Annotated in this window: 25 protein-coding genes; 20 read left to right on the forward strand and 5 right to left on the reverse strand. The window is 63.0% G+C overall.

Going from position 1 to position 22,216, the window contains the following annotated elements:
- Positions 1-57: 57 nt before the first annotated feature.
- From AB843_RS12255 to AB843_RS12270, 4 genes are all read right to left on the reverse strand, one after another.
- Complete coding sequence (locus AB843_RS12255) at positions 58-744, reverse strand: phosphoribosylanthranilate isomerase (protein ID WP_048647156.1); 687 nt, start codon at positions 742-744, stop codon at positions 58-60.
- Positions 745-964: 220 nt separating this feature from the next.
- Positions 965-1,726 (reverse strand): M48 family metallopeptidase, encoded by a 762-nt coding sequence (locus AB843_RS12260; protein WP_048647157.1) that lies wholly within the window; start codon positions 1,724-1,726, stop codon positions 965-967.
- Positions 1,727-1,875: 149 nt separating this feature from the next.
- On the reverse strand, positions 1,876-2,307 hold the full coding sequence (locus AB843_RS12265) for a DUF2852 domain-containing protein (protein WP_048647158.1): 432 nt from the start codon (positions 2,305-2,307) through the stop codon (positions 1,876-1,878).
- 164 nt (positions 2,308-2,471) lie between these two features.
- On the reverse strand, positions 2,472-3,245 hold the full coding sequence (locus tag AB843_RS12270) for an alpha/beta hydrolase (RefSeq protein ID WP_048647159.1): 774 nt from the start codon (positions 3,243-3,245) through the stop codon (positions 2,472-2,474).
- 185 nt (positions 3,246-3,430) lie between these two features.
- Between AB843_RS12270 and infC the strand changes: the two genes are divergently transcribed.
- From infC to AB843_RS12320, 10 genes are all read left to right on the forward strand, one after another.
- Entirely contained in the window at positions 3,431-3,970 is a 540-nt protein-coding gene (infC, locus tag AB843_RS12275; RefSeq protein WP_082143821.1) for a translation initiation factor IF-3, read from the forward strand.
- 460 nt (positions 3,971-4,430) lie between these two features.
- Positions 4,431-4,631: a 50S ribosomal protein L35 gene (rpmI, locus tag AB843_RS12280; protein ID WP_048647160.1), complete on the forward strand. Its 201-nt coding sequence runs from the start codon at positions 4,431-4,433 to the stop codon at positions 4,629-4,631.
- A 38-nt stretch (positions 4,632-4,669) separates the two neighbouring features.
- Positions 4,670-5,071: a 50S ribosomal protein L20 gene (gene rplT, locus AB843_RS12285; RefSeq protein ID WP_048647161.1), complete on the forward strand. Its 402-nt coding sequence runs from the start codon at positions 4,670-4,672 to the stop codon at positions 5,069-5,071.
- A gap of 125 nt (positions 5,072-5,196) precedes the next feature.
- Positions 5,197-6,282 (forward strand): phenylalanine--tRNA ligase subunit alpha, encoded by a 1,086-nt coding sequence (pheS, locus tag AB843_RS12290; RefSeq protein WP_048647361.1) that lies wholly within the window; start codon positions 5,197-5,199, stop codon positions 6,280-6,282.
- A gap of 34 nt (positions 6,283-6,316) precedes the next feature.
- Positions 6,317-6,598 (forward strand): BrnT family toxin, encoded by a 282-nt coding sequence (locus tag AB843_RS12295; RefSeq protein WP_048647162.1) that lies wholly within the window; start codon positions 6,317-6,319, stop codon positions 6,596-6,598.
- Positions 6,570-6,899, forward strand: coding sequence for a BrnA antitoxin family protein (locus AB843_RS12300; protein ID WP_082143813.1), 330 nt, complete (start codon positions 6,570-6,572; stop codon positions 6,897-6,899). The genes AB843_RS12295 and AB843_RS12300 overlap by 29 nt, the downstream gene beginning before the upstream one ends.
- On the forward strand, positions 6,900-7,316 hold the full coding sequence (locus tag AB843_RS12305; RefSeq protein WP_048647163.1) for a hypothetical protein: 417 nt from the start codon (positions 6,900-6,902) through the stop codon (positions 7,314-7,316). It begins immediately after the preceding gene.
- Positions 7,317-7,331: 15 nt separating this feature from the next.
- Entirely contained in the window at positions 7,332-9,737 is a 2,406-nt protein-coding gene (pheT, locus tag AB843_RS12310) for a phenylalanine--tRNA ligase subunit beta (RefSeq protein ID WP_048647164.1), read from the forward strand.
- Between the two features lie 212 nt (positions 9,738-9,949).
- Positions 9,950-10,576 carry an NYN domain-containing protein gene (locus tag AB843_RS24985; protein WP_157384504.1) on the forward strand — a complete coding sequence of 209 codons (627 nt, stop codon included), beginning with the start codon at positions 9,950-9,952 and terminating at the stop codon, positions 10,574-10,576.
- A gap of 153 nt (positions 10,577-10,729) precedes the next feature.
- Positions 10,730-11,716 (forward strand): Gfo/Idh/MocA family protein, encoded by a 987-nt coding sequence (locus AB843_RS12320; RefSeq protein ID WP_048647166.1) that lies wholly within the window; start codon positions 10,730-10,732, stop codon positions 11,714-11,716.
- Positions 11,717-11,720: 4 nt separating this feature from the next.
- Here the strand turns inward: AB843_RS12320 and AB843_RS12325 are convergent, their stop codons facing one another.
- Positions 11,721-12,248: a cell wall hydrolase gene (locus AB843_RS12325; protein ID WP_053086130.1), complete on the reverse strand. Its 528-nt coding sequence runs from the start codon at positions 12,246-12,248 to the stop codon at positions 11,721-11,723.
- Positions 12,249-12,591: 343 nt separating this feature from the next.
- On the opposite strand from AB843_RS12325, the gene dnaK reads away from it, so the two are divergent.
- From dnaK to AB843_RS12375, 10 genes are all read left to right on the forward strand, one after another.
- The gene (dnaK, locus tag AB843_RS12330; RefSeq protein WP_048647167.1) at positions 12,592-14,505 is read left to right on the forward strand and encodes a molecular chaperone DnaK; all 1,914 of its coding nucleotides are present in this window, start codon (positions 12,592-12,594) and stop codon (positions 14,503-14,505) included.
- 117 nt (positions 14,506-14,622) lie between these two features.
- Positions 14,623-15,720 (forward strand): acyltransferase family protein, encoded by a 1,098-nt coding sequence (locus AB843_RS12335; RefSeq protein WP_048647168.1) that lies wholly within the window; start codon positions 14,623-14,625, stop codon positions 15,718-15,720.
- 166 nt (positions 15,721-15,886) lie between these two features.
- The gene (gene dnaJ / locus AB843_RS12340; protein WP_048647169.1) at positions 15,887-16,999 is read left to right on the forward strand and encodes a molecular chaperone DnaJ; all 1,113 of its coding nucleotides are present in this window, start codon (positions 15,887-15,889) and stop codon (positions 16,997-16,999) included.
- A 124-nt stretch (positions 17,000-17,123) separates the two neighbouring features.
- Positions 17,124-17,729, forward strand: coding sequence for a phospholipid N-methyltransferase PmtA (gene pmtA, locus AB843_RS12345; RefSeq protein WP_048647170.1), 606 nt, complete (start codon positions 17,124-17,126; stop codon positions 17,727-17,729).
- 60 nt (positions 17,730-17,789) lie between these two features.
- Positions 17,790-18,260 (forward strand): OsmC family protein, encoded by a 471-nt coding sequence (locus AB843_RS12350; protein WP_048647171.1) that lies wholly within the window; start codon positions 17,790-17,792, stop codon positions 18,258-18,260.
- 84 nt (positions 18,261-18,344) lie between these two features.
- On the forward strand, positions 18,345-18,935 hold the full coding sequence (locus tag AB843_RS12355) for an NADPH-dependent FMN reductase (protein ID WP_048647172.1): 591 nt from the start codon (positions 18,345-18,347) through the stop codon (positions 18,933-18,935).
- Position 18,936: 1 nt separating this feature from the next.
- Positions 18,937-19,644, forward strand: coding sequence for an orotidine-5'-phosphate decarboxylase (gene pyrF, locus AB843_RS12360; protein WP_048647173.1), 708 nt, complete (start codon positions 18,937-18,939; stop codon positions 19,642-19,644).
- Between the two features lie 89 nt (positions 19,645-19,733).
- Positions 19,734-20,027 carry a DUF1330 domain-containing protein gene (locus tag AB843_RS12365; RefSeq protein WP_048647174.1) on the forward strand — a complete coding sequence of 98 codons (294 nt, stop codon included), beginning with the start codon at positions 19,734-19,736 and terminating at the stop codon, positions 20,025-20,027.
- Positions 20,024-20,587: a GNAT family N-acetyltransferase gene (locus tag AB843_RS12370; protein WP_082143815.1), complete on the forward strand. Its 564-nt coding sequence runs from the start codon at positions 20,024-20,026 to the stop codon at positions 20,585-20,587. Before AB843_RS12365 ends, AB843_RS12370 begins: the two co-directional genes overlap by 4 nt.
- A gap of 184 nt (positions 20,588-20,771) precedes the next feature.
- Positions 20,772-22,121, forward strand: a complete 1,350-nt coding sequence (locus AB843_RS12375) for a polyhydroxyalkanoate depolymerase (protein WP_048647175.1) — start codon at positions 20,772-20,774, stop codon at positions 22,119-22,121.
- Positions 22,122-22,216 lie beyond the last annotated feature (95 nt).

The raw sequence follows: 22,216 nt of genomic DNA on the forward strand, positions 1-22,216 counted from the left end.
TCATCGGGGCCGATGCGGAAGGAATTGGGCTCAGCCGGCTGGTTCATCGCCGTCTCCTCATGTCAAAGCCGCATCATTTTCTTCCGCCGCAAGCGCCGTGCGCACGGCGCGGAAGAAATCGCGTATCAAATCCGGGTTCTTCTCGCCCGGCGCGCTTTCCACGCCCGACGAGACATCGATTCCGCCCAGGATGCCCCCTGGCGACACGGCGCCCAGCGCAGCGCCGATATTGCCCGCGTTCAGGCCACCGGAAAGCATGTAATCGACATCATCGTCAAGGCCGGCAAGCACCCGCCAATCGAACGGGATGCCGTTGCCGCCTGGAAGCTCGGCCCCTTTCGGCGGCTTGGCGTCGAACAGGAAGCGGTCGGCGACGCCGCGATAGGGTGCGATCCGCGCCAGGTCGGCCGCGTCTCGGATGGCAAAAGCCTTCATCACCGGCAGGCCGTAGCGCGTCTTGACGGCGGCGACCCGCTCGGGACTTTCGCCACCGTGAAGCTGCAGCATGTCCGGCGCCATCGCATCGACGACGGCATCGAGCGCGGCATCGTCCGCATCGACGCTGACCGCGACCGCCTGGGCGCGCCCGAGCGCCGCCTGGCGCAGCATGCCGGCGGTTTCGGCGGCGACATTGCGCGGGCTCCTCTCGAAGAAGATGAAGCCCACATGGCTCGCCCCGCCGTCAAGCGCGGCGGCAACCGCTTCCGGCGTCTTCAGGCCGCATATCTTGATGTCGAACGTCATCAGGGGGAAGTGGCATGAAAAGACGGCGGAGTCGAGGAGAGGACACGCTTGGCGAGGCAGGTGCCAAGCGCCCTTGTGGTTCAACAAGCTCACCATGAGGGCTGTTGAAATACTGATACTCCATGCCGATGTCGATTTGCGAACGCGCAGGAACCTCTCAATAGTCCTCATGGTGAGCTTGTCGAACCACGAGGGCGCTTGACGCGATCCCAAGGCTCGATCACTCAAACCCGATCGCCTGCAGCGCGGTGCCGTTGCGCTTCAGCCAGTCCTTGCAGCGGTCGGTCTCCGGGCACAGTTCGCGGCAGACCTTCCAGAAGCGCGCGCCGTGGTTCATCTCCTTCAGATGCGCGACTTCGTGGGCGACGAGATAGTCTATCACCGGCGGCGGGGCCATCATGATGCGCCAGGAGAAGGACAGAACGCCGTCGGAGGTGCAGGAGCCCCAGCGGCTTTTGGTGTCGCGAAAGCGGATGGCGCGGGCGCGCTTGCCCAGCGCCACCGTGTGCTTGGCGACCAGCGCCTCGATGTCGCGCTTGGCCTCGCGCTTGAGGAAATCGGAGACCCGGCGCGGCAGATGGCGAATGTCGCCGCGCACGACCAGCACAGGCGCGCCGTCGCGCATGGCCGTATCGGCCGCACCCCGGCCACCCGGTTCGTGGACGATCAGGTGCGGGACGCCGCGGACCGGCACCTTGATGCCCGGCCGCACCAGCGGCCGCTCGGGCAGTTTTTTCAGCCGCTCCTCGAGCCAGCCGGCATGACGGGCTAGAAACTCGTCCACCTCGCGCGAACGGGAAAGGCCGCGCGGCACGGTCACGCGCAAACCCTTGCCGCCGGGCTCGATGCGCAAGGTGAGCCGCTTGGCGCGGGCGTTTTCGACGATGCGCAGCGGCAGTTCGCGGCCAGCAACGCGATGCATCCGCTCCGCCGGCGGCGTCGCAACCCTGAGCCCAATCATCTTGAGAAATCCGAGCGGCATGAGGAGGAGATTAAAACGATTCGCTGTGAAGGATGCTGAAAAAGAAAAACGGCACCTCGCGGGAGATGCCGTTCCGACTGTTTATCTAGTGGTGCGATCCTAACAGATGGTACCCATCTGTTTCGGTCAGACCACTAGCGTACAGACGATCAATCCTCGTCCGTGACGTCCGGCACGGACTTGCCGCGGCCGGTCTTGCGACCCTTGTTGCGCTCGTTCATGAAGCGGTCGAACTCCTCCTGATCCTTGGCGCGGCGCAGTTCGCGCGCGTAATCGTCGAAGTCGTCACGCATCTCGTCGAGCTTGCGGCGTTCCTCAGAGAGCCGTTCCAGCTCCTTTTCGCGCCAGTCGTCGAAGGCTACGTTGCCGGTATACGCCTGACGGCGCGAGGCACGGCGGCAGCCGGCGAACATATGGTCGGTCTTGCGGTTGACGTCGCGCTTGAAGTCTCCAAGCCGGTCACCCCAGAGGATATAAGCGAGCATGGCGAGGCCGAGCGGCCAAAACACCATGAAACCCACCACCATCAGGGCAATCGTCGCAGGCGTCCAAGCAGGACGGATAAGTGCAGTATTGGTCATGGTCACCCGTTCCTTTGTTTGAGCGTGCAACCCCCGGGCAGTTGCATGAATTCGAAATGGGAAGATCTTTTTGCCGTTTCAAGGACAACGTAAACAGGATTCGGATAGAACCCTGTTTTCCAAAGTGTTTTTTCGCAAATCAGCACTCAGGGAGAAACCGGGGGTTAAACGGTGCGGGCGATCAATCCTTCGAGAGAGCGTAGAATGAGCGCGATATCCTGCGGGCGCGACAGGCGATGGTCGCCGTCGCTGATCAATGACAGCGTCACGTCATCGGCCGGCAGATGTTCCGTCAGGCGCATGGCGTGGCTGTAGGGCACGTCGGGATCGGCCTTGCCCTGCAGGATGTGAACCGGGCAATGGGTGTCGATGATGCCGTCGAGCACCTGGTTGGCGCGGCCATCCTCGAACAGCGCCCTGGTATAGATATAGGGTTCGTCGGAATAGCCGGACGGCTCCTCCATATAGCCTTTCGTTTCCAGATCATGCCGGTTGGCGTCGCTCAGCTTCGGCTCGACCAGCGCGCCGGTGAAATCCGGCGCCGGCGCCAGAAGCAGCAGGCCGGCAAGCCGCGCGCTCTCCCCGGCCTTGTTCAGCTCCTGCGCCATGCGCAGGGCGATCCAGGCGCCCATCGAGGAGCCGACGAGGATCTGCGGCCCCTCGCTGCAGGCGCGCAGGACGGAAAGGCTTTCGCCAAGCCAGCGCGAAATCGTGCCGTCGGCGAAGGCGCCGCCGGATTCGCCATGGCCGGAATAATCGTGGCGCAGGAAGGCATGGCCGCTTTCGGCAGCCCAGGCGTCGAGCGCTTCAGCCTTGGTGCCGCGCATGTCCGAGCGGTAGCCGCCCAGCCAGACGGCGCCCGGCGCGCGGCCCGGCCGGCGGCGATAAGCGATGGCAGCGCCGTCGACATTGATGAAGCTCGGCTTGTCGTCCGACATTGTCTATCTCCTCCTGGCCTTCTCTTCGGGCAAGCAGGCCCGTTTGCCGCAAAAGCGGAACATGCGGCGTGATTCTTTCGTCCTTATATGCTATTGACACTTCGCCTGCAGAGACGACATACGCCTCGGCTGGTCGGCTTTTGCCAAAATTACAGCTGGTTCAACAATTCGAGGAGACCACGACCATTCGCAGACCATTCAAAGCGCCGCCGCAAGTCAAGGAAGGCCCGCGCGCCAACCGCGACATCCGGGCTACACAGGTGCAGCTGATCGACGGTGACGGCAACAATCGCGGCGCGGTCCCGTTCGAGGAGGCTCTCGCCGCCGCCGAGGAAGCCGGCCTCGATCTCGTCGAAATCGCATCCAATGCGGACATGCCCGTCTGCAAGATCACCGATCTCGGCAAGATGAAGTATCAGAGCCAGAAAAAGGCCGCTGAAGCGCGCAAGAAGCAGAAGACCATCGAGATCAAGGAGATCAAGATGCGTCCGAACATCGACACCCATGATTACGAGGTGAAGATGAAAGCCGTGCGGCGCTTCTTCGAGGAAGGCGACAAGGTCAAGCTGACCCTGCGTTTCCGCGGCCGTGAGATGGCGCATATGGAGCTGGGCATGCAATTGCTCAACCGCGTGCGCGATGAAGTCGAGCCGATTGCCAAGGTCGAAGCCGAGCCGAAGCTCGAAGGCCGTCAGATGATGATGGTTCTGGCGCCGCGCGCCTGAGCGCGGCCGCCTTCAGAAACGCCGGCCGCATTCCCGGCCAGAAAACACGGACTGCCGCCCGACGGCCGTCCGCAAAGCGCTTTCAGTCCTGTTTCCGAATTGTCACGCAGATGCCCGGCCACGGCTTGGCGGGTTTGCCAACCGAAGCCGTCAAGAGCGCGTGCCTCGATATCGGCGCGTCAGATCGCGGAGTTGACGCCGGGCCAGGCCATGCTGCCGACCCCGTATGAGCGGGCGTGGCCACGCGAAACAACAGTTGCGCGAAATGCGGACCGCCGTTATAAGGCCGCTTTCCCGAACCGTCCGGCAGGGCATGCCGTGGCGGTTCTCAATGCTGAACAAGCTCACGCTGAACAGCGCGCGACGCGAGATGCGGCCCTCCAGCCGCCGCCGGTGATCCGGCACTTGCCGAGCCGTTTGCCCAGCAAACCTGCGTGAGCCAGAACAATGGAGAAGCAAAATGCCCAAGATGAAGACAAAGTCTTCAGTCAAGAAGCGGTTCAAGGTGACCGCGACTGGCAAGGTTAAAGTCGCCGCCGCCGGCAAGCGCCACGGCATGATCAAACGTTCCAACAAGTTTATCCGCGACGCGCGGGGCACGATGGTTCTGTCCGATCCGGACACGAAGATCATCAAGAAGTTCATGCCCTACGGTTTCTGATCGCTGAAACCCCGGAACAGTTTTAAGGAGATCATGTCATGGCACGCGTAAAGAGGGGCGTAACGTCCCACGCCAAGCACAAGAAGGTCATGAAAGCCGCCAAGGGCTTTTACGGCCGCCGCAAGAACACCATCCGCATCGCCAAGCAGGCGGTCGAGAAGTCGCTGCAATATGCCTATCGCGACCGCAAGAACCGCAAGCGCAATTTCCGCGCCCTGTGGATCCAGCGCATCAACGCCGCCGCGCGCGAGCACGGCCTGACCTATGGCCGCCTCATCGACGGCCTGAACAAGGCCGGCATCGAGATCGACCGCAAGGTTCTTTCGGACATGGCGATCCACGAGCCGCAGGCTTTCGCCGCCCTGGTGGGCAAGGCGAAGGAATCGCTCGTCTATCTGAAAGACACGACGCCGAATGCTTTTGAAAGCGCCGTGGCTTAAGTCCAGCGCTTCCCAAGCTTTCGAAAACCGCTGTTTGGGAAACCCGCGCTGGCAGGGCTGGCGCGGGTTTTTCTATGCCGCGCACCCGCAATACCAAGGCGCCAAAGATGAATTCGGGAAGAACGATGAGCGAACTCGAAGAACTGGAACACTCGATCGCCGGGCAGATCACTGCTGCGGCAGACGAGCAGCAGATCGAGGCGGTGCGCGTTTCCGCCCTCGGCAAAAAAGGCTCGGTCTCGGAAAAGCTGAAGACGCTCGGCGCAATGACGCCCGAGGAGCGCCAGGTGATGGGTCCGGCAATCAACGGGCTGAAGGTGCGCATCACCGAGGCGCTGACTGCACGGCGCGCCGAATTGCGCGATGCGGCGATCAACGCGCGGCTGGCGCGCGAGACGGTCGACGTGACGCTGCCGGTGCGCCGCGCACCGGCCGAACGCGGCCGCATCCATCCGATCAGCCAGGTGATCGACGAGATCACCGCCATCTTCGCCGATATGGGTTTTTCGATCGCCGAGGGGGCGGACATCGAGACCGACTACTACAATTTCACCGCGCTGAATTTTCCCGAAGGGCACCCGGCGCGCGAGATGCACGACACGTTCTTCTTCCCGCCGGACGAGAAGGGCGAGCGCAAGCTTTTGCGCACGCACACCTCACCGGTGCAGATCCACACGATGGAGAAGCAGGAACCGCCGATCCGCATCGTCATCCCCGGCAAGACCTACCGGCAGGATTCGGACGCCACCCATTCGCCCATGTTCCATCAGCTCGAGGGACTGGTGATCGACAGGACGGCGAATGTGGCGAACATGAAATGGGTGCTGCAGGAATTCTGCAAGACGTTCTTCGAGGTGCCGCATCTGAACATGCGCTTCCGTCCGTCCTTCTTCCCCTTCACGGAGCCGAGCCTGGAGGTGGACATCCAGTGCGACCGCTCGCATCCGGGCGAGGTGCGCTTCGGCGAGGGCAATGACTGGATGGAAATCCTCGGCTGCGGCATGGTGCATCCGAACGTGCTCAGGGCCTGCGGGCTCGATCCCGATGAGTACCAGGGCTTCGCCTGGGGCATGGGCATCGACCGCATCGCCACGCTGAAATACGGCATGCCGGATCTGCGCGACTATTTCGACGCCGATGTGCGCTGGCTGGAGCATTACGGCTTCCGCCCACTCGACCTGCCGACCCTGTTCGGCGGTCTCAGCACTTGATTTTATTGTGGCTACGATTAAATAGAGTGAGGGGATGGAGCTCGAATGGGACGAAGAGAAGCGACAGCGGACGTTGCAGGAGCGAGGCCTGGATTTTGCCGATGTGGTTCGTTTTGAATTCGGCAGCGCAATCACTATTCCCGACACACGTCGGGACTATGGAGAACCCCGCTTCAATTCGCTCGGCCGTCTGGATGGGAACCTCTGCAACATTTGCTGGACGCTGAGGAACGGCGCTTTCCGCGTCATATCGCTGAGGAAATGCAATGATCGCGAACGCAAGAAATATGAAGTCGCAAAAGTTGCCGACGCTTGAAGATGTCGACAAAGGCAAGGTTTCGCTGGATGAATACGAAGCCGCACATGGCGAGGATATTCCCGAGTGGACCGACAAGGATTTCGCGCGTGCGCGGCGCATGCGCGAAGTGTTTCCCGAGATCGTCGACGCATTCGACCGCCTGCGCGGCCAACGTGGCCCGCAGAAAAAGCCGACCAAGGAGCGCGTCGGGCTTCGCCTCGACCATGAGGTGGTGGAGCATTTTCGAGCCACCGGTCCGGGTTGGCAAAGCCGCATCAACGAGGTGCTCGTGAACCATCTGAAGGGCGGAACACGCTAGATGGATATCCTGCCGCTCCTCATCGCTACACTGACAATTATGGGAGGAGCTGGGGTCTATGCTTATCAAAAACGCGTAGATAGGCGTACCAATCTCATCGAGATTCGTCGGGCGGCTTACCGGAATTACCTGAACGCGTTCATGGCAATGTCGGATAGCCCCGAACGCGTTGAGGAGATTCGCCGTCGCTATTATCAGAGCGAGGTCGAGTTGCTAGTGGTTGGTTCCGATGAAGTCATTAAACGAGTTGGTGCGCTCTCCAGATTCTATTCTGAAACAAACGATCACCGGTTTAACCGGGACGTGAGGGAAGTGAAGCGACTTTTAGCCGAAATTTGCAAGGCGATGCGTGCCGATTGTTTTGAAAAGTCAAAGCTCTCTGTCGATGAAGTACAGGCGCTCGTTCCTATTGCTTGAAACTGTGAGAACAAAATGAAATTCACCCTCTCCTGGCTCAAGGAGCATCTTGAGACCGACGCGACACTCGAGGCGATCGTCGAGACGCTGACCATGATCGGCCTCGAGGTCGAGGACGTGGACGACAAGGCAGCGCTGAAGCCGTTCGTCATCGCCAAGGTCCTGACGGCTGAGCAGCATCCGGATGCCGACCGGCTGCGCGTGCTTTCGGTCGACGCCGGCACTGGCCAACCGGTGCAGGTGGTGTGCGGTGCGCCCAATGCGCGCGCCGGCCTGATCGGCGCCTTCGCCGCCCCCGGCACCTATGTTCCGGGCATCGACGTGACGCTTTCGGTCGGCAAGATCCGCGGCGTCGAAAGCCATGGCATGATGTGCTCGGAACGCGAGTTGCAGATGTCGGACGAGCATGACGGCATCATCGACCTGCCGGAGGACGCACCGATCGGCACGTCCTTCGCCGCCTGGGCGAAGCTCGACGACCCGGTGATCGAAATCGGCCTGACGCCGAACCGGCCTGACTGCACAAGCGTCCACGGCATCGCCCGCGACCTGGCCGCCGCCGGCCTTGGCACGTTGAAAGGCACGGCGATCGCCGCCGTGCCGGGCAATGGGCCGTGCCCGGTGGAGGTGACGATCGAGGCGCCCGAGCTTTGCCCCGGCTTCGGCCTGCGGCTCGTCACCGGCGTGAAGAACGGACCGTCACCGAAATGGCTGCAGCAGAGGCTGACGGCGATCGGTCTTCGGCCGATCAACGCGCTGGTCGACATCACCAACTACGTGACCTTCGACCGGGGCCGGCCGCTGCATGTGTTCGACGCGGCCAAGGTGAAGGGCAACCTCACCATCCGCCGCGCCAGAGAAGGCGAGACGGTGCTGGCGCTCGACGAGCGTGCATACACGCTGACGCCGGAAATGTGCGTCATCGCCGACGAGAACGGCGTCGAATCCATCGCTGGCGTGATGGGCGGCGAGCATTCGGGCTGCGACGAGAACACCACCGACGTGCTGATCGAATCGGCGCTGTGGGACGCGATGAACGTCGCCCGCACGGGCCGCGATCTCGGCATCATCACCGATGCGCGCTACCGCTTCGAGCGTGGGGTCGATCCGGAGATGATGGTGCCGGGACTGGAGCTGGCCGCCAGACTGGTGGTGGAGCTTTGCGGCGGGACGCCGAGCGAGAACCGCGTTGTCGGCTATCAGGGCTACACGCCGCGCAGCATCTCCTTCCCGGTTTCGGAAGTGAAGCGGCTGACGGGACTCGATGTCCCGGCGAAGGAAAGCGTGGCCATCCTTGGCAGGCTGGGCTTTGTCGCGAGCGGAAGCGGCGCCGTGTTCGACGTTTCCGTTCCCTCCTGGCGTCCGGACATCGACGGCAAGGCAGACCTGGTCGAGGAGGTGATGCGCATTCACGGCGTCAACGAGATCGTGCCGCAGCCGCTTGCCTCGCACGGCGCGGTCAACGGACAGATCCTCACCGTGCTGCAAAACCGCACGCGGTCGGCCCGCCGGGCATTGGCCGTGCGCGGCATGATGGAGGCCGTCACCTGGACCTTCATCGACGAGGCCCAGGCAAAGCTGTTCGGCGGCGGCGACCCGAAGCTGAAGCTCTCCAATCCGATCGCCGCGGCGATGTCGGACATGCGGCCATCGCTGCTGCCGGGGCTGATCAGCGCGGCGCAGCGCAACGCGGCGCGCGGCTTTGCCGATGTGGCGCTGTTCGAGGTGTCGAGCACCTATGAGGACGACAGCTACCAGGGCCAGCGGCGCGTGGCCGGCGGCATCCGCCGCGGCACGGCCAGGATGGACGGCGCGGGGCGCCACTGGTCGGGCAACAGCAAGCCCGTCGACGTGTTCGATGCCAAGGCCGACGCCATTGCCGTGCTGGAAGCCTGCGGCGCGCCGGTGGACAAGCTGCAGATCGTCGCCGGCGGGCCGGAATGGTATCACCCGGGCCGTTCCGGAACGATCCGGCTCGGGCCGAAGATCGTGCTGGCTGCCTTCGGCGAATTGCATCCACGCACGCTGGAGGCGCTCGACGCCGACGGGCCGATCTGCGGCTTCGAGGTCTATATCGACGCCATTCCCGAGCCGAAGGCCAAACCGACGCGCACCAAGCCGCGCCTCGACCTGTCGCCATTCCAGCTCGTGCGGCGCGATTTCGCCTTCGTCGTCGACCGGACCGTCGAGGCGGCCAGCATCGAGCGGGCGGCAGCCGCCGCCGACAAGAAGCTGATCGCCGGGGTGCGCGTGTTCGACATTTTCGAGGGCACCGCGCTTGGCGAGGGCAAGAAGTCAGTGGCCATCGAAGTGGCGATCCAGCCGCGCGAGAAGACGCTGACCGACGAGGATTTCGAGGCGCTGGCCAGCCGCGTGATCGACAATGTCGGCAAGCAGACTGGCGGCGCGCTGCGCGGTTAACCCAGTATGGGGTGGGTGTTGCTAGGTGGACACAAGATGTGGAATCAATCTTGACTCCCGGATAAAAATGAGTCCGACAAGTGAGTCGACACTTTACATCCGGCTTAAATACTCACATATATGGGTCGTAATCCCGCATGGTTAGCCCTGCGGCCCCCACGGGTTCCGGCCCGTGGGGTTTATTTTTTTCAAGGATATGCGTAGATGAATCTATGATTCGCGCTTCCTTCTTCATTGATGGGTTCAATTTATATCATGCGCTGAAGCGCTTGAACGCGCCTCATTTGAAGTGGGCCGATTTACCAAAATTGATGCAGCGGCAAATCTCGCCCAAATCCGAGAGAATCGCCGATATTTTCTATTTTTCTGCATATGCCTATTGGTGGCCTGATCGAAGACGGCGTCATGAGGAGTACGTGAGGGCTCTAGAGAGTTCAGGCGTCGAGATTGTGCTTGGACACTTCAAAAGGAAAGATGGCAAGTGTAACAGTTGCGGCGCTCGTTGGGATGCTCATGAGGAAAAGGAAACTGATGTAAACATAGCATTATGCATCCTGAATGAAGCATACAAAGACACCTATGATCGAGCATACATTGTATCGCGAGACAGCGATCTAAAGCCCGCGATAGCCATGGTGAAAGCGCAGTTTCCACATAAGGAAGTAATTGTTGTTGCACCGCCAAATTTGGGGCACGCAACCGACCTAATTCAAGTTGCCGATGCAAAACGCAAGATTTCTACTCTTCAGGTAGAACAATCGCTCTTTCCAGAATTCGTAATAGATGCCGGTGGCAACGTCGTTGCCAAGCGTCCTGCGGAATACAACCCGCCAAAATAGAGCATGCTCGGCCGGAAGGGCGAGACCGTGCAAAAAGCTGCTCTGTTTCCGCATAGATTTTGGGATACCGCTTTATTCGAGTATCGTCGACTTCGATATGGACCTTTCCTCCTAGCGTCAGTAGGTTCCGGCCTTCTGACTGGGAGAAAACCCATGTTCCGCTGGGGCATTCTATCGACGGCGAAGATCGGCCGCGAACAGGTCATTCCGCAGATCCAGGACGCCGAGAACGGCGTGGTGACGGCGATCGCCAGCCGCGACGAGGCGAGGGCACGGGCGCTGGCGGCGCGTTTCGGCATTCCGCACGTCTTCTCCGGCTATGAGGCGCTGCTGGCCTCGCCGGAGGTGGATGGCGTGTATATTCCGCTGCCGACCGCCGATCACGTGGACTGGGCCGTCAAGGCGGCGGATGCCGGCAAGCATGTGCTGGTGGAAAAGCCGCTGGCGCTCGACGCCAAGGACATTGCGCGGGTGATCGAGGCGCGCGACCGCAACAATGTGGTCGTCTCGGAAGCCTTCATGGTGACCTACCACCCGCAATGGCTGATGGTGCGGAAGCTGCTCGCCGAAGGCGCGATCGGCCGGCTGCGGCACGTGCAGGGCGCCTTCTGCTATCACAATGTCGATCCCGACAATATGCGCAACAAGCCGGAGATGGGCGGCGGCGGCCTGCCGGATATCGGCGTCTATCCGACAGTGACGACGCGCTTCGCCACCGGCCTGGAGCCTTTGCGCGTGCAGGCGACGGTCGAGCGCGACGCGGTTTTCGGCACGGATATCTACGCCAGCGCCAAGGCGGATTTCGGCGCGTTCGAGCTTTCCTTCTACGTGGCGACGCAGATGGCGCTCCGGCAGTATATGGTGTTTCACGGCGAGCAGGGCTTCATCGAGGTCGAGGCCCCGTTCAACCCGCCCAATTACGGCGATGCGCGCGTGACGCTGCACAACGCCAATCATTCCAGCGCCACCGTGCACCGGTTTCCCGCCGCCAGGCAGTATCGCCTGCAGGCCGAGGCGATGGCGCGGGCGGCGCGCGGCGAGGGTGCGGCAATCTTCACGCTTGAGGATTCGGTCAACAACCAGAAGCTGATCGACGCCATCTACCGGGCATCGGCGCATGATGGATGGGAGGCGGTCTAAGGCGCTACTCTTCGGAGGTTTCGGCGGCGAAGAAAACATGCCGGCCGATGCGGCCGAGCTGTTTCAGCCGGCGCGCCCACGGGGGATTGACCCGACTTGCGTGATAGTGCGTCGCCGCGGCCACAGGGGCGGTTTGCGGGTCGATCGGTGCGCCCCCCGCGCTTTCGAGCGGGGCCAGAATTGCGCTGGCGGTGCGCAGCGCCTGGATCCAGGCCTCCGGCTCGGACGGCGCAAACGGGCGGCCCGTGCAGACAAACGAGAACTGGCAGCGATTTTTCTTGTGCGCGTTCTGGAAGACGACGCCGCAGAGCGTCGAGGGATAAAGTGGGGAGCGCCTCCGGTTGAGGACGACCAACGCCACCGCCTGCCGGCCGGCCTCCGGCTCGCCGCGCGCCTCGTGATAGACGGCCAGCGCGAGGCACAGCGTCTCATATCGCCTGGCCGAAACGAATTCGGCCAATGCCTGATGAAGCATGGGCTTCGTCACAGGATCCGCCACAAGCGGCGCAACCGGGCGAGACAGTGAAGCCATGAACAACCCCCCGAGCAAAACCACCCGGAGCAGCGGCAATCTCCAAAACCGTCGACCGCGCGCACCGATGGCGCCGCGGGGAAGCCCACCGCGACCTGTCTCCCACGCCGCGACCGGCAGTTCAAATCAGCTTTGATTTATATGCCCGGCGTATTTGTATCGACCGATTGGGCCAGTTCGAGCCAAATCCCGCCTTGCGTATGAAAAATCTCATTCTTATATACCCTCCAACGCTGTGCGCGCGTTCCAGGTTTGAACGCCGCCACAGCAAATTCGTGTGAACAGGGGCTGTCATCTGGAACGCCGGAATGGGTCCTGACAGTCTGCTTTGCGGAGAGAAGACATGGCTAAAGTAATCGGTATCGACCTCGGAACGACCAATTCCTGCGTCGCCGTCATGGACGGCAAGGACGCGAAAGTGATCGAAAACGCGGAAGGCGCGCGCACCACCCCGTCCATCGTGGCATTCACGGATTCGGATGAGCGGCTGGTCGGCCAGCCGGCCAAGCGCCAGGCGGTGACCAACCCGGAAAACACGCTTTTCGCCATCAAGCGCCTGATCGGCCGGCGCTATGACGACCCGGTGACGGAGAAGGACAAGAAGCTCGTCCCCTACAAGATCGTCAAGGGCGACAATGGCGACGCCTGGGTCGAGGCCGTCGGCAAGAAACAGTCGCCGAGCCAGATTTCGGCGATGATCCTGCAGAAGATGAAGGAAACGGCGGAAGCCTATCTCGGCGAGAAGGTCGAGAAGGCCGTCATCACCGTTCCCGCCTATTTCAACGACGCCCAGCGCCAGGCCACCAAGGACGCCGGCAAGATCGCCGGCCTCGAGGTGCTGCGCATCATCAACGAGCCGACGGCGGCAGCGCTCGCCTACGGGCTCGACAAGAAGGACGGCAAGACCATCGCCGTCTACGATCTCGGCGGCGGCACGTTCGACATCTCCATCCTGGAGATCGGCGACGGCGTGTTCGAGGTGAAGTCGACCAATGGCGACACGTTCCTCGGCGGCGAGGATTTCGACATGCGCCTGGTCGAGTATCTGGCGGCCGAGTTCAAGAAGGAGCAGGGCATCGACCTGCAGCAGGACAAGCTTGCCCTGCAGCGCCTGAAAGAGGCGGCCGAGAAGGCCAAGATCGAGCTGTCGTCCGCTTCGCAGACGGAAATCAACCTGCCCTTCATCACGGCCGACCAGTCCGGCCCCAAGCACCTGACCATGAAATTGACCCGCGCCAAGTTCGAGCAGCTGGTCGATGACCTGGTGGCGCGCACCGTCGGCCCGCTGAAGGCGGCCCTGAAGGATGCCGGCATGAAGGCCGGCGAGATCGACGAAGTGGTCCTGGTCGGCGGCATGACCCGCATGCCCAAGGTGCAGGAGACGGTGAAGAACTTCTTCGGCAAGGAGCCGCACAAGGGCGTCAACCCGGATGAAGTGGTCGCCATGGGCGCCGCCATCCAGGCCGGCGTTCTGCAGGGCGACGTGAAGGACGTTCTGCTGCTCGACGTGACGCCCCTGTCGCTCGGCATCGAGACGCTGGGCGGCGTGTTCACCCGCCTGATCGACCGCAACACGACGATCCCGACCAAGAAGAGCCAGGTGTTCTCGACGGCGGAAGACAACCAGAACGCCGTGACCATCAACGTGTTCCAGGGCGAACGCGAGATGGCCGCCGACAACAAGAGCCTCGGCCGCTTCGACCTGACGGGCCTGCCGCCCGCTCCGCGCGGCGTGCCGCAGATCGAGGTGACGTTCGACATCGACGCCAACGGCATCGTCAACGTTTCGGCCAAGGACAAGGGCACCGGCAAGGAGCAGCAGATCCGCATCCAGGCTTCCGGCGGCCTGTCGGACGCCGACATCGAGAAGATGGTCAAGGACGCCGAGGCCAATGCCGAGGCGGACAAGAAGCGGCGTGAGAGCGTCGAAGCCAAGAACCAGGCCGAGGCGCTGATCCATTCGACGGAGAAGTCGCTGGGCGAATATGGCGACAAGGTTTCCGAGGAAGACCGCAAGGCGATCGAAGACGCCATGGCGGCGCTGAAGACCGCGGTCGAAGGCGACGACGCCGAGGACATCAAGGCCAAGACGACGGCGCTCGCCGAGGCTTCCATGAAGCTCGGCCAGGCCATGTACGAGGCCAGCCAGACGGAAGCCGCCGAAAGCGATGCGGCGGCCGACGCGAAGGCTTCGGGCGACGACGTGGTCGACGCCGATTTCGAGGAAATCGACGAGGACGACAAGAAGTCCGCCTGAACGCCCTGACAGTATCGACGAAAGCCCGGGTTTCGCGACCCGGGCTTTTTTTATGGCTTCTTAAACCTCTCCCCCTATCGTGAGCCATCGAGGCAACGAATGCGCGCTGGGGGGCCTGTGATCCGTTACCGACTGTTTGAGATCTGGCGTCTCGTCGCGGCTTTGCTGATCATGCTCTACCATTTCGGGCATTTCGCGCCGGGAGAGAGCCAATGGGTGAAGGACGAGCTTTCGGCGCTGAGGCCGCTGCTCGACATGTTCTTCATCATTTCGGGCTTCCTGATCTTCAACCGCTACGGGACCGAGGTGCGCAACGCGCGCAGCTACCTCGTCTATCTCTGCAAGCGGCTGGCGCGGCTCTATCCGCTGCACCTGGCGACGCTGTCCTATTTCGTCCTGGTGGGACTTGCCGTCCAATTCGGCTTCCTGCGCAGCGGCGGCGAACCGCAGCTTTATCAGTGGGACACGCTGGTCGCCAATCTGCTGCTTGTCCAGGCATGGGGCGTGCAGGACAAGCTCACCTTCAACTTCGTCTCCTGGTCGCTATCGGCCGAGTGGTTCGCCTATATCTTCCTGCCTGTCATCATCCTGGCTCACCGGCTTGGCGGCCGCGCCGGGCTGCTCGTCCTGCTGGTCCTGTCCTATGCGGCGCTGGAGGCGATGGTGCGAACCGGCATCATGCCGTTCGAAAACTGGGTGCAGGCGGATACATGGGGGGCCTATCGCACCTTCGCCGATTTCGTGCTCGGCGCCTTCCTGGCGGTTCTGGTGGCCGGCTCGTCGTCGACCATCGCTTCGCGCGCGCCGGCATGGGTCGCCATCATCGCCGCCTGCACCTCAATGGCATTGCAGCTCAATATCTATGTCACGCTGGCCTTGCTCGGCATTGCCGTCTTCCTGGCCGGGCTGGCCGAACGCAACGACCCCGAACGCTACACCTATCCGGCCTTCCTGCGGCCTGCGGCGGCGGTCTCGTTCGGCATCTATCTCTGGCATCCGGTCACCGAAAGCCTGTTCTTCTCCTTCGTCTGGAGCCATTTCATCGCGTCGCAATCCAGCCTGGCGTTCTTCGCCTATACGGCGGCGATCATGCTGCTGACGGTCGGCGTTGCAATCACCTCCTACCAGCTCTTCGAAGCGCGGCTCGCCGGCGTCCTCCTGCATATGCTGGGGCTACGCCGGCCCGAACGATCGCCCGGCGTCGCGCCCGTCTGATTCCCCGCCCCCGCCAGTCCGCCCGAACGGTTGAAAGCGCGCTGCGCCGATGGCGTGACGGCTGGCAATCTGCCGCAAACTATGGCATTCGCACTGACGAATACCTAAATAGCGGGCACTGATCGGGGAAACGGCGCTCCAGAAGAAACATGCGGGACTCTCATTGATGAAGGCAGATTTTTACGAGACGCTCAGCGTGTCGAGAACCGCCGACGAGAAAGAACTGAAAAGCGCCTTTCGCAAACTCGCGATGCGCTATCATCCGGACCGCAATCCGGGTGACGATCAGGCGGAACACAAGTTCAAGGAAATCAACGAGGCCTACGAGACGCTGCGCGATCCGCAGAAGCGCGCGGCCTACGATCAGTTCGGCCACGCCGCCTTCGAGAATGGCGGCATGGGCGGGCGTAGCGGCGGCGGCTTCGCCGATATCTTCGAGGACATTTTCGGCGACATGATGGGCGGCGGGCGGCAGCGCCGTGGCGGCCGCCAGCATGGCGCGGATCTGCGCTTCAACATGGAAATCACGCTCGAGGAGGCCTTTACCGGCAAGACCGGGCAAATCCGCGTGCCAACGGCAGTGGCCTGCGACGAATGCTCCGGCTCCGGCGCCAAGCCGGGCACCTCGCCCAGCACATGCCCGATGTGCCAGGGCGCCGGCCGCGTGCGCGCCGCGCAAGGCTTCTTCTCCATCGAGCGCACCTGCCCGCAATGCCACGGGCGCGGAGAGACGATCGCCGATCCCTGCCCCAAATGCGCCGGCCAGGGCCGCATCGCCGAGGAGCGCTCGCTGTCGGTCAACATTCCGGCCGGCATCGAGGACGGCACGCGCATCAGGCTTGCCGGCGAGGGCGAAGCGGGGCTGCGCGGCGGCCCTGCCGGCGACCTCTATATCTTCCTGTCGGTCAAGCCGCATGAATTCTTCCAGCGCGACGGCGCCGACCTCTACTGCAAGGTGCCGATCTCGATGACGACGGCAGCGCTGGGCGGCGCGTTCGAGGTGGCGACGCTGGACGGAACGCAGACGCGCGTGAAGGTGCCGGACGGCACGCAGAACGACCGCCAGTTCCGCCTCAAGGGCAAGGGCATGCCGGTGCTGCGCCAGCCGCAGATCGGCGATCTCTATATCCAGGTGGCGGTGGAAACGCCGCAGAACCTGACGCGCAAGCAGCGCGAGCTGCTGGAGGAGTTCGAGCGCATCTCCTCGAAGGAGAACAGCCCGCAATCGGCCGGATTCTTCTCGCGCATGAAAGATTTTTTCGAATCCTTCGGCGAATAGGCGAACCATGCTAAGAAAATGCTTCGGGAGCTGTTTGTCCGGATCATTGCAAACGGCGAATGAAGTGCACCCGCCGGAAAAATTATCGCAGCTGTGACGTTATCGGGAAGGAGGACGCCGGAAGATGAGCAAGGGTTTGGACGTGCGCAAGGCAATTGCGGACCGTTTCGGAGACGAGTTGCGCTTCTTCCGCGGCTGGATCGACCAGCCGAAGGCCGTCGGTTCGATCATCCCGACGAGCGGCGTCACCGCGCGCCGCATGGCCTCGGTGATCGACACCAGCTCCGGCCTGCCCGTGCTCGAGGTGGGTCCGGGCACCGGCGTCATCACCCGAGCCATCCTCGCCCACGGCGTGAAGCCGGAGAACCTCTATGCGGTCGAGTATTCGCCCGACTTCGTGAAACATTTGCGCGACTGCTATCCCGGCGTCAATGTGATCGAGGGCGATGCCTTCGATCTCGATCAGACGCTCGGCGCCGATGCGCCGACGCAGTTCGACAGTGTCATCTCCGGCGTTCCTCTGCTCAACTTCCCCGTCGCGGCGCGGATCAGCTATCTTGAAAGCCTGCTCCGGCGCATGCCCGAAGGGCGGCCCGTGGTGCAGCTCACCTATGGTCCGAAGTCGCCGATCCCGCCCGGCCAAGGTGATTATACGGTCGAGCATTTCGACTTCGTCATCCGCAACATCCCGCCGACCCGGCTGTGGGTCTACCGGCGCGCAAGCCACTAAGGCGCATTGCCACGGCGCGGGACACCCGACCACAAGCAGCACGCCATGGGCGGACATCCGATGACCAAAGAGCATGCCTATACGAGCCGCATCGACTGGACCGGAAATCGCGGCGAGGGAACGAAAACCTATCGCGGCTATGACCGTACCTGGGACATCGTCACGCCGGGCAAGCCGGTGGTCCATTGTTCGAACGATCCGCTTCTTGGCGGCGATCCGGCCCTGCCCAACCCGGAAGACCTGCTCATCTCGGCGCTGTCGGCCTGCCACATGCTCTGGTACCTGCATCTTGCCAGCAAGGCCGGCATCGTCGTGCACGCCTATACGGACAATCCCGAGGGCATCGGCGAATCGGAGCCCAGCGGCGCCGGGCGCTTTCTGCGCGCCACGCTGCGGCCGCGCATCGAGGTGGCGGCAGGTGCCGATCTCAAGAGGGCCGACGAGATCCACCACGAGATCCACGACTATTGCTTCATAGCCCGGTCGGTGAATTTCCCGATCAGCTTCGAAGCGACCTATGTGGAACGCTGATCCGGCATACCTCCTGCCCGTTGCCGACCCATTGATTGACGCCTTCATTGCCTGTACCCCTCCCGCAAAAGAGGAGCGTGTCGAATGAATTCAAGAATCCTGGTCTTCGCCGGGTCGATCCGCAGCGGCGCCTATAGCGGGCAAACAGCGGACGCGGCGATGAAGGAACTGGCGCTGCAGGGCGCCGAAGTCACCCGCATATCGCTTGCCGACTACCCATTGCCGATCATGGACCAGGATCTGGAGAAGGAAAAAGGCATTCCCGAGAACGCCTACCGGCTTGGACGACTGATCGCCGCCCACGACGGGGTGCTGATCGCCAGCCCGGAATACAACGCGTCCATACCGCCGCTCCTGAAGAACACGATCGACTGGGTCAGCCGGCTGTCGAAGGACGATGGACGTCCCCTGCGCCCATGGGTCGGCAAGGCCGTCGGCCTGTGCTCCTCCTCGGATGGCAACTTCGCCGGTCTTCGCGGGCTCTACCATCTGCGCGCCGTCCTGATGAACTGCCGCGCCGAGATCGTCACGCCGCAATGTTCGGTCGCGCGCGCGCAGGACGCATTTGACGAGGACGGCAGTTTCAAGGATGAACGCCTGCGCGGCATGATGGAGGCCGTGTGCCGCACGCTGATCGAGCGTGCGCGGATGCTCTCGACAAGGGTGGAGGTGTGACATGCAGGAAGGCGAGCGCGAAGACATGCGCGACCGGCTGATCGTCGGCCTGGATGTGCCGACGCTGACGGAGGCGGACCGGGTGGTCGCAGCCCTTGGCGACACGGTGTCATTCTACAAGATCGGTCATCAGCTGGCGTTTGCCGGCGGGTTGGGCTTTGCCCGCGAGCTGGCCGGTTCCGGCAAGAAGATCTTTCTCGACATGAAGCTGCTCGACATCGACAACACGGTGGCCAAGGGGGTGGAGAACATCGCCCGCATGGGCATGACCATGCTGACCATCCACGCCTATCCGAAAGCGATGCGCGCGGCGGTGCAGGCGGCGGCAGGCTCCGGCCTGACATTGCTCGGCGTGACCGTGCTCACCTCCATGGACGATGCCGATCTCGAGGACGCCGGTTATGGCAAGAACGCCCGGGACCTGGTGCTGATGCGCGCCGCGCAGGCGCGCGACGCCGGCATGGGCGGCATTGTCTGCGCCCCCACCGAGGTAGGCGAAGTGCGCGCGCTGGCAGGGCCGGGCATGGCGCTGGTGACGCCGGGCATCCGGCCGGCGGGCAGCGACCATGGCGATCAGAAGCGCGTGATGACGCCGGGCGACGCCATGCGCGCCGGCAGCACCCATCTGGTGGTGGCACGGCCGATCGTGGCGGCGTCCGACCCAAAGGCCGCGGCGCGGGCGATCCTCGACGAGATGGCCGCCGGCTGAACGACAAGAACATTTGAGCTGCCAGGGTGGTTTCACCTGACGTCCACACAAATGCGGAAAACATGCAGATAGCGCGAGGAGGAACACCGATGCCCAGAGGATACTGGATTGCCCATGTCGATGTGCGCGACCCCGAGCGCTACAAGGACTATGTGGCGACGGCGAAGCCGGCATTCGAGAGATTTGGCGCGCGGTTTCTGGCCCGCGGCGGCGCCTGGGAAAAGCTGGAAGGTGCCGGCCGCGGCCGCAATGTCGTGATCGAGTTTCCCTCCTTCGCGGCGGCGCGCGACTGCTACAATTCACCGGAGTACCAGGCGGCGAAGGCGATCCGCATCACCGTCGCCGACGCCGATATGGTGATCGTCGAGGGTGCGGAAAGTTGACCGGGGCTCAATCCACCTTACCGAACGGCTATGCAATCCGCCCCTATCGCCGCGCGGACGCAGCGGCGCTGGCAGCGGCCGAGGCACGCGCGGGCGGGCTTTTTGCCGCGCATGGTTTTGCCGCCCTGGCGGAGACGCCGCCAATGGAACCCGCGATCTTCGACACGCGGGCGCGGCGCGGCGACACGCTCGTCTGCACCCACCGCGATGACGGGCCGGTCGCCTTTGCCATGACCGGACCGGTCGGCCCATTTCTTCACCTGATGGAGCTTTCCGTCGACCCGGCGCATGGGCGACGCGGCATCGGCACGGCGCTGCTCGGCACGGTTGTCGCCAAAAGCGCCCTCGACGGCCTTGCCGGCGTGTCGCTCACGACCTTCCGCGACGTTCCGTTCAACGCGCCGTTCTATGCACGAAACGGCTTCCGCCCGTGCCCACCGGATGAGGCGCCAACGCCGCTCGTCGAGCGATTCTTTCGCGAAATCCCGCCTGGAATCGACCCCGCGACGCGCCTGATCATGCTGCGTCGCAATAGTGCACGGTCGGTGGATGGCGACTAATCCGATTATAAATCAGAGTGTTACGCCAAGTCATGGCGCCCTCCCCCGGGCATTCCGCTGCTTCTATTGCAACGCAGCAAAACTAGTCTACGTTGTAGGTACGCAAATGACCAAGGCTTCGCCGCCGTGCCCCATTTCGTCATGCGGCGCGGCTTGAGCGAAGGTCGACCCAGGAAACCAAGCAATGTATTATCAGCTGTATGAATTCAACCACGCCGCGCTGCAGCCGGCGCGGGCTTATGCCGACGCCATGCGGCTGTTCTACAGCAATCCGCTCAATCCGATGACGAAGACCTATCTGGGCCGCACGGTGGCTGCCGCGGCGGAACTTTTCGAGCGCAGCACGCGCCGTTACACGAAGCCCGAATTCGGCCTGGCGGACACGAACGTCAACGGCGTGCGGGTGAAGGTGCGCGAAGAGATCATCTGGTCCCGCCCCTTCTGCGACATCATCCATTTCAAGCGCGATCTGCCGGCCGGCGCCAGGCCCGGGCCGAAGATCCTGATGGTGGCACCGATGTCGGGCCACTACGCGACGCTGCTGCGCGGCACGGTGGAAACCATGCTGCCCTACGCCGATGTCTACATCACCGACTGGACCGATGCGCGCATGGTGCCGCTCTCCGACGGCACATTCGATCTGGACGACTATATCGACTACGTGATCGACATGCTGCGGCATCTGGGTCCCGACACGCATATCATGGCGGTCTGCCAGCCTTCGGTGCCGGTGCTGGCGGCGGTGGCGCTGATGGAGGCGCGCGGCGAGGAGGTCGTTCCCGCCAGCATGACGCTGATGGGCGGGCCGATCGATACGCGCAAGAACCCGACGGCGGTCAACCAATTGGCCGAGGAAAAGGACATAGGCTGGTTTCGCGAGAACGCGGTGATGCCCGTGCCGTGGCCGCATCCGGGCTTCATGCGCATGGTCTATCCAGGGTTCCTCCAGCTTTCCGGCTTCATGAGCATGAACCTCGACCGCCACATCACGGCGCACAAGGACTTCTTCATGCATCTGGTGAAGAACGATGGCGAGCCGGCCGAGAAGCATCGCGACTTCTACGACGAATATCTGGCGGTGATGGACCTGACCGCCGAATTCTACCTGCAGACCGTGGAGACGGTGTTCATCCGCCACGATTTGCCGAAAGGCCAGATGAAGAATCGTGGCGAGACCGTCGATCCGAAGGCGATCCGCCGCGTGGCGCTGCTCACCGTCGAGGGCGAGAACGACGATATTTCCGGCGTCGGCCAGACCAAGGCGGCGCATGATCTGTGCGTCAACATCCCGAGCGAGATGCGCCACCATTACATGCAGCCGGTCGTCGGCCATTACGGCGTGTTCAACGGGTCGCGCTTCCGCGCCGAGATCGCGCCGCGCATCCTCGATTTCATGCGCAGCAATCCGAGCGGCCAGGCAGACAAGGCGGCTGCAGCCGCACCAGCGCCGGCAAAGACCGGACGCGCCAAGGCTTCAACCAGCGCGGCAAGGAAGCCGCAGGCGGCCCGCCGGACGAAGCGCAAGCCGGCCTGAAGCCGCGAAGACCGCATGGCGCGGACCCTCCATTCTTGTATTTTCGCAACAGCCCCGCGGCAAACGACAAACGCCACCGCGTCGGCGGTAACCAT

Source organism: Nitratireductor soli, from assembly GCF_001050155.1.
Taxonomy (GTDB): Bacteria; Pseudomonadota; Alphaproteobacteria; order Rhizobiales; family Rhizobiaceae; genus Nitratireductor; species Nitratireductor soli.